Source organism: Streptomyces pinistramenti, assembly GCF_020564935.1.
In the GTDB taxonomy this organism is placed as follows: Bacteria; Actinomycetota; Actinomycetes; order Streptomycetales; family Streptomycetaceae; genus Streptomyces; species Streptomyces pinistramenti.
Window position 1 is genome coordinate 121,889 of record NZ_JAJCXB010000019.1, and the last position, 7,570, is coordinate 129,458.

At 71.0% G+C, this 7,570-nt stretch carries 5 protein-coding genes; 2 read left to right on the forward strand and 3 right to left on the reverse strand.

Translation table 11 applies throughout. The features are described from left to right. Nucleotides 1-27: 27 nt before the first annotated feature. Both LIU39_RS16135 and LIU39_RS16145 read left to right on the forward strand, forming a co-directional pair. Nucleotides 28-1,779, forward strand: a complete 1,752-nt coding sequence (locus LIU39_RS16135; protein ID WP_308409388.1) for an MFS transporter — start codon at nucleotides 28-30, stop codon at nucleotides 1,777-1,779. A gap of 506 nt (nucleotides 1,780-2,285) precedes the next feature. Beyond that, nucleotides 2,286-2,828 (forward strand): class I SAM-dependent DNA methyltransferase, encoded by a 543-nt coding sequence (locus LIU39_RS16145; RefSeq protein ID WP_227047410.1) that lies wholly within the window; start codon nucleotides 2,286-2,288, stop codon nucleotides 2,826-2,828. A gap of 372 nt (nucleotides 2,829-3,200) precedes the next feature. Here the strand turns inward: LIU39_RS16145 and LIU39_RS16150 are convergent, their stop codons facing one another. From LIU39_RS16150 to LIU39_RS16160, 3 genes are all read right to left on the reverse strand, one after another. Next, nucleotides 3,201-3,476 (reverse strand): MFS transporter, encoded by a 276-nt coding sequence (locus tag LIU39_RS16150; RefSeq protein ID WP_227047400.1) that lies wholly within the window; start codon nucleotides 3,474-3,476, stop codon nucleotides 3,201-3,203. Nucleotides 3,477-3,882: 406 nt separating this feature from the next. After that, nucleotides 3,883-4,767, reverse strand: coding sequence for a thioesterase II family protein (locus LIU39_RS16155; protein ID WP_227047401.1), 885 nt, complete (start codon nucleotides 4,765-4,767; stop codon nucleotides 3,883-3,885). Beyond that, nucleotides 4,764-7,570 (reverse strand): SDR family NAD(P)-dependent oxidoreductase (locus tag LIU39_RS16160; protein ID WP_227047402.1); only part of this gene is annotated, 2,807 nt, incomplete at its 5' end. The genes LIU39_RS16155 and LIU39_RS16160, both read right to left, overlap by 4 nt.

Sequence of the window (7,570 nt, forward strand, 5' to 3'; positions counted from 1 at the left end):
GCTCAGCCACCGAACCTAGGAATCCACATGACACCCGCCCGGCCCCGGCCGGTGGAGCGTGCGCAAGCACAGCAGCAGACAGCCCACCGCCCCAGAGGCGTCCTCGCCCTCACGGCGCTCGTCACCGCGATCACGCTGATGGACTACAACGCGCCGATGCTCACGCTGCACGCCATGGCGACGGACTTCCACACCCCCGTTTCCGAGCAGGCCTGGCTGCTCAACGGGACACCTCTGGGCCTGGCGGCTCTCCTGCTCGTCGCGGGCAGCCTCGCGGACGACTACGGCCGGCGGCGCGCCTTCCTCATCGGCACCGCGGCGATGAGCCTGGCCACCGGTCTCGGCGCGCTCGCCACCTCCACACTCACTTTCACCCTGGGCCGTGTCGCCCTGGGCGCGGCGTGCGCATTGATCATCTCTAGCAGCCTCGGCCTGATCGCACACGCCTACCCGGCCGGCCACGTACGCGTACGTGCACTGGGAATATGGGGCGCGTCGTTCAGCGCAGGCACCGCCACCGGTCCGCTGATCGCCGGCGGGTTCGCCGAAGTCGACTGGCGCCTGGGGTACGTGGTCTTCGCCGCCGTCGGCCTGCTCGTGGCCGCCGCTGCCGCCCGCGTCCTCGGCGAATCCAAAAGTCCGCGCGGCGGCCGGCCCGATCTGCCCGGTGCCCTGGCGCTGGGAGCGGCGCTCGCCACCTTGCTCAGCGCGCTGACGCTGGGGCGGGATGGCTGGTTGCGCGCACCGGTGGTCTCGTTGGTCGTGGCGACGGTGGTGCTGGCCGCGGTGTTCGCGCGGATCGAGCGGCGCAGCACGGCCCCGATGATCGACCTGTCGCTCCTGCGTCGGCCCCTGTTCCTCGCGTCGATCGCCGACGCGCTGTTCACCGGTCTCGGCGTGATCGGCTTGTACAGCTTCCTGCCCGCCGTGCTGCAGGAGACCATCGGCATCCCGGCGATCGGCGTGGCATGGCTGCTCTTGCTGTGGGCGGGCATCTCCTCCGTAGTGGCGTTGCAGGTTCGGCGGCTGGCGCACCTCGTCTCCGCCCGCCACCAACTCGCCCTCGGATTCGTCCTGAACGCGGCGGGCGCGCTCGCCATGCTCGGCGCCGTACCCGCGGGCGCCTGGCCGCGGCTGGTGCCCGGCATCGTGGTATCCGGGATCGGCACCGGTCTGCTCAACGCCGCCCTACCACGCCTTGCCGTGGACAACGTGCCGCCCGAGCGGGCCGCGATGGGCTCCGGCGCCAACAACACGGCCCGGTACATCGGCTCCGCGGTAGGGGTCGCCTTGACCATCACCGTCGCCACCGCCTTCCCGGGACGGCCGGCCCATGGCGCAGACCTGGCCTTCGCCGTCTCCGCCTGCCTCACCCTGGCCGGAGCCGCCACCGTGCTCGCGCTGCGCGAACGCGTGCGTTGGCCTGCCGGATCGCGAAGGCCCGCCTCATGTCCACCGCCATGCGTTCCACCTGCGCTTCCTCGGCCCAGTGCGCTGTGCCGGACGCGCAGACGACGACTGTCGACGAGGTCGTGCACCTGGTCGACGCCGTCGCCGGCTCCGCCGCCACCCTCACCCCCGTCGAGGATCGGTGGGAGGTCCGCGAGGGCAGCCCCGTGCGGCTGTGGGAGCGGATCGAGCGCGTGCTGTCCGCGTACGACGAGGCAGACAGGCCCGCCCGGAGACGTTCGCGCTCCACGTCTACGACGGCGGGCAGGGCTGAGGAACATCGCTGTCAGATCGTGCGCTAAGGACTCGTCGGCCCTGATGGGCGGCTGACGGGACGTCGGCGGTGGGACGGCCGCGAAGCCTTCCCTCAGATAACGCCCTATTATCTGCGGCATCGCCGATCATGACCTGCGGCGACGTCGTCGGGCCGATGCGCGAAGCGACCCTGTTGTCTGTGGCAACGGAGAAGCGTGCCGACCGTTGTTCAGCTGCTGGCCGGGAAGGCGCTGACCGTCCGGGCGGCGGCCGACGCCTTCCTCGGCTCGCTCGGCAACCCGAACACCGCGCGGAACTACGGCATCGCCGTCGGCAAGACCGCCGACCGCCTCGGCGAGGACCGCCCTCTGGCCGCGGTGGCGCCCGACGAAGTCGGGGAGGCTCTGGAGGTGCTGTGGGGCACCTCGGCGGCGAACACCTGGAACGCGCGCCGCGGCACGGTGCTGTCCTGGACGGGCTGGTGCGGGTTCGCCGCCGTGATCGGGCGCCGCACCGGGGCCCGCGGCCAAGACGGGAAAGGCCCCTGTGGCGGCGGTGACCGGTGTGCCAAGATGGGGCATATGACGTGGAACGGTGACGACTACCAGGCCCGGTTCGACCGGATGGCTGCCGAGGGGGAGGACGTGCACGGTGAGGCCGTGTTCGTCCGGGCCTTCGAGCCGGCGAGTGTTCTCGATGCGGGCTGTGGCACGGGGCGGGTGGCCGTGGAGCTGGCCCGGCACGGTATCGACGTGACGGGCGTGGACGCCGATGCCTCGATGCTCGACACCGCTCGGCGCAGGGCGGCGGAGATCCGTTGGCACCGCCGGGACCTGGTCGGCCTCGATCTGGGGCCGGCCTTCGACGTCGTGGTGATGGCGGGCAACGTCCCGCTGTTCACGCCGCCCGGGACGGAGGCCGACCTGGTGGCCGGAGCGGCCCGGCACGTCCGGCCCGGGGGACACCTCGTCGCCGGGTTCTCCCTGGACCGCGGTTACGGTCTCGACGACTACGACGCGCACTGCCGCGCGGCGGGGCTCGTGCCGGAGGCCAGGTACGCGACCTGGTCGCGCGAGCCCTACGCCGGCGGCCCGTACGCGGTGTCCGTGCACCGCAGGCCCTGACGGTCCGCGGCGCCCGGCGGACGGGGAAGCGCCTGCCGGAGGTGGCGGCCAGCTGCTCCGGGCGGTCGCGCAGCAGGTTGTGCCCGGCGGTGAGCGCCGCGGTCGTGTGCCCGCCCGTCGTCAGCGCCGACCATGCGGCGAGGTTCGCCGCCGAGACGGTCCGGTCCTTTGTGCCGCGGGCGGTGAGGATCGGCGCCGCCAACGGCGTCCGGCGGGCCGCCCCGGTGAGGTCCTCGTGCGTCGCCCGGTAGTCGGCCCGGCTCTGCGCCGCGGTCGCGCCCACGAGCACCCCGGCCGGGCCCGTGCCTGACCCGGCCGCCGTCACGTCGCTGATCTGGAACGCCGAGGCGTTGCAGCCCGTCAGCCCGTCGCTCAGCACGAGCGGGACCAGGCCGAGGACATCCAACGCCACCCGGCGTGCGCGGTGACCGCGCCCGCGACGACCGGCCCGACCAGCCCCGGGAGCACATAGGCCGCGGAGATGACGGCCAGCGCCCTGGGCCGCAGGCCGGTCGTGCAGGCGAGGGCCACGAGCTGGAAGACCGCGATCGAGGCGAGGCCGACGCCGATCCCCTGCGTGCCCCGGCCCACCACGAACACCGCCATCTTCCCGGCGGTCCCCGCCAGCAGTGGTCCGGCGGTGAACACGGCAACTCCGGTGAGCCGCGGCGGCGCGGCCCGATGCGGTCGCAGCACTGGCCGGCCACGCCCACGCCCACCAGATTCATGACCAGAAAGATGCTGACGGGCCGGCCGAAGAAGGCCAGGCCGTGCGGGTCCCGCACTGCCGTGGGCATGACGGTGGCTACGCGACCCACAAGAGATCTGACATCGAACGGTGGCTGCTGGCCCACCCGGCGGCTCCGCCTGCACTCCACGCCGAAAGCCGCCGCCTACTGCCACCGAATCTCTGACTCAGGTCACTGGTCGGCCGCGAACCGGCCCGCATGAGCTACGGGACGAAGCTACTGCCCCCGGAGTGGCAGCGGAAGCTTCATCGCCACGACCACCAAGATCGCCCCTGAGCCCGACTACTTGGGCAAACGATCGCGGATCACGGCCAAGCTCTGTTCCGAAGATCGCCAACTGGGCACTCCCCGGAATGTGAGCCGGGGCCGTTGACCGGACACACCCACCCTCGCAGGGAGGTGGCGATGTCGGCGGTGAGCCGGGAGCTGAGGGCTTCGACGTTGTCGAGGGGGTAGGTGTGATTGCCGGGAAAGAGCCGCGGGGTGGCCGGTTGGCTACTGATGTCGTTCCAGCCGGCCAAGGCCTCCGGGGAGATGACGGGGTCGTCCTCGCCTCCGTAGAGGGCGAGTTGGGTGTCCAGCGGTGGTCCCTGGTGGGGCGGGGATTGCAGGGCGAGCAGAAGATCGGCGAGCATCGGAATCCACGCGTTGATCAGCGCCCTGGGGTCGTGGCCGGCGTGGTTCGGTAGGCGGCCGAAGAGCTTCTCGATTCCCTTTCGGCCGCCGAGCAGGACATCCGGAGCCTTTGCGGTGAAGTCGGGGTGGTGGGGGGCAGCCATGGCGGACAAGGCGAGCAGGGTGGGCGGGCGGTGCCCCTGCCGGGTAAGGCATTTGACGGTCTCATAGGCGATGAGTGCTCCCACGCTGTGACCGAACACGGCATACGGATGGCCGTCGTCGCCCTGGCGGATGCGTTCTGCGAGGAGCTGTCCGATGCGGTGCGGGTTGGTGTGCACCGGCGTGCCGGTGGCGCGTCCGCGTCCGGGCAGTTGCAGGGCGTGCAAGCTGACGGTGGTCGGCAGGTAGGGGGTGAAGGCTTGGAAGTAGGGGGCGCTCATCCCTGCGGGCGGCATGCAGTAAAGGCGTAGGAGGTGTTCGTCGCCGGTAGCCGGGCGGAGGGCGACGAAGTCCGGTTGGTCGATGGCGGTGGTGAGGCGGGCCGAACTGTCCGTCGAGCCGTTGACGTTCATGCGTGTTCACTCCGCTCTGGGACGGCGACCGTCTTGGTGGGATCGGGGGAACCCTGCTGCTGGATGCGGTGCAGGGCTCGCTTGGCGATGTCGGGGAGGTGGGCGGCGCCCATCAGCTCCAGGGTGGGGATGTCGCAGCCGAGGTGCTGGCGCAGTGCCGTGGAGAGTTCGAGGAACATCAGGGAGTCGATGCCGAGCAGGTCCAGGCGGCAGGTGCGGTCGAGGCGGTCCACGGGGGTGTGCAGGACGGCAGCGGCAAGCTCGGCGACCTTGTCCTCGATCAAGACGATGGCCTCGCCGTTGCTCATCGTGGCAACTTTGCTGCGCAAGGTGGTGAGACTGTCGGTGCTCACGTGACGCTGTTGGAGCAGTGCGCCGGTCCTGGGCGCCTTGAGACGGGGCAGGACGCGGCTGATGCTGTCCCAGTCGAAGCGGCCCAGCGCGACGACGGGCCCCGTTCGGGTGTCGAGAAGCCGGTCGAGTGCGGTGAGCGCGTCGGTGGCGGTGACGGGGGCCATGCCGTAGGAGGCCATCTCGTCGAGGCGCCCGGTGCGGTGAACGTATCCGGCGTCTGCGATGACACCCCATTGAACGGCGAGGGCGGGGCTGCCGCGTCGGTGCCGGGCTCGGATCAGCGCTTCCATCGCCGCGTTGGCGGCGACGTAGGGCGCTTGCTGAATGTTGCCGTAGAGGGCGGCTATTGAGCTGTAGGCGAGGAAGAAGTCGGGATCATGGTCCTCGGCGAGAGCGGCGAGCGCATGAAGTCCGGTGATCTTGGGGGCAAGGACGGTTTCCAGGTGGGTGTCGGTGAAGTCGGCCAAGGGGGCGTCCGCGAGGACCATGGCGGCGTGCACGACACCGCCCAGGCGCCGTTCCCGCAGGGCGGTGCGCACAGGGTCGAGGGTGCCGGGCCGGGTGATGTCGGCGCTGTGCACGGTGACCTCGGCTCCCGCGGCGCGCAGCTCGTCAAGCAGGTTCGCAGCGCCGGGCGTTCGGGCGCCTCGGCGTCCGACGAGATGGAGATGGCGGGCGCCGCGTGCGGCGAAGTGGCGGGCCGTGACGGCACCGAATCCTGCGAGGCCACCGGTGATGACATAAGCGGCGTCGGCGTCGAGTGCGCTCGTAAGCTCGGAGCCGACGACCGGCGGTGGGGCGTCGAAACTGATGACGATCTTCCCGATGTGCCGGGCGTGGCTCAGCAGACTGAAGGCCTCCCCAAAGCGGTGCGCGGGGAACGTGTGATGGGGCACCGGCCTCCAGTGGCCGGTGGTGACGGCTTCGGCCAGCTCAGTGAAGTGGCGCCGTACCACGGGCGTTTGCCGATCGTGCAGGTCCAGGGTGTCTACTTCGAAGAACGAGACGTTGCGGGCCGGCGGGGACACGGGCAGTGGATTGTCCCGCTCCCCATCGCGTCGGCCGAGTTCTATGAAGCGCCCCTGCGGGGCGAGCAGGTGCAGGCTGCGCAGGCGGGCCTCGCCGGGCAGAGAGTTGAGGACGACATCGACGCCGCGGCCGTCGGTCAGGTCTGCGACCTGCTCGGCAAAGTCCAGGGTGCGCGAGTCCAGCACATGCTCGACGCCCAGCAGGCGCAGCAGACTCCGTTTGGCGGGGGTACCGGCCGTGGCGATGACGCGCGCGCCGGCTCGCTGTGCTAGTTGCAGGGCGGCCAACCCGACGCCCCCGGCAGCGGCGTGCACGAGGACGGTGTCGTCCTCGGTCAGGACAGCGCACCGCTGGAGGGCGTGGTGTGCGGTGAGGAACGCGGTGGGCAGGGTGGTTGCCGCGGTGAATTCCATGGTGCCGGGCAGCGGTATGACGTGATCGCTGGAAGCGAGGACATGGGAGGCCAGGGCGGTGTGGGCCATGGCCGCGACGCGGTCGCCCGGTGCGAGATGGGTGACACCGGGGCCGACTGCGGTGATGGTGCCCGCGCAGTCCAGGCCAAGGCCGAGGAATCCGTGGCGCCGGGCTGCGGGCAGGGAACTGTTACCGGTTGCGGTCAGCAGGTCGTGGTGGTTCAGCGCTGCGGCCGCGGTACGGATGAGGACCTCCCCTTCGGCCGGATGGAGCGCGGTGGTGGCGCGCCAGGTGAAGAGGGGATGGCGTCCGATGGCATCGACGTGCAGTGCGTAGTGGGGCTCGGATTCGGATGTGATCTCGGAGTCGGGCAGTGGTGTGACACGCGTGGCGAAGCGCCCATGCGGCGTGAGGACCACCTCGTCGTCGACGAGCCCCTCGGGGCTGCCCGCCGCGGCTGCGCTGCCCTGAAGATGGTGCAGTTCGTGCAGGAGACGCTTGAATGTGTCGTCGTTGCCGGGTTCGGTCAAGGCGATGCGACGTACGCTCAGTGAGGGATGTTCGTTCGCCAGGCTTCGCGCGGCGCCCCACAGGGGGGCGCCATGGGGTGAGGGTGGCGGGGTGGGTGGCTGCTGGCTGTCGACGTCGATGATCCAGACACGCAGGCTCCCTTCGCGTGACTGCGCACTCTGGCTCCAGGCACGGGTGAGGTCACGCAGCGCGGCAAGCTGCCGTACGCCGCGGTCGGTGTATTGCTGTGGCCCTGTTTCGTCGGCTGGTTCGGCGAGGAGGATCACGTCGCTCACCGTTCGGGGTGCCTTGGGCCCGTCTGCCGCACCGGTCAGTTCGCGCGTCCAGGAGTCGGCACCGCTTGCCTCCGCAACGTGGTGGACGCGGTCGTTGGGGGATGCGGTGAGCAGTGCTCGGGTCAGCCGGTGCACCAACTCGGTGGGGGCGTCGGCGGTAGGCGTGCTCAGCAGCCAGGACCGTTGCGTGGGGGGGGGGG

What these genes read in the sequence shown, in the direction of transcription:
- LIU39_RS16135 (WP_308409388.1), top strand. Translation starts at nt 28, where the DNA reads ATGACACCCGCCCGGCCCCGGCCGGTGGAGCGTGCGCAAGCACAGCAG.
- LIU39_RS16145 (WP_227047410.1), top strand. Translation starts at nt 2,286, where the DNA reads ATGACGTGGAACGGTGACGACTACCAGGCCCGGTTCGACCGGATGGCT.
- LIU39_RS16155 (WP_227047401.1), bottom strand. Translation starts at nt 4,767, where the DNA reads ATGAACGTCAACGGCTCGACGGACAGTTCGGCCCGCCTCACCACCGCC.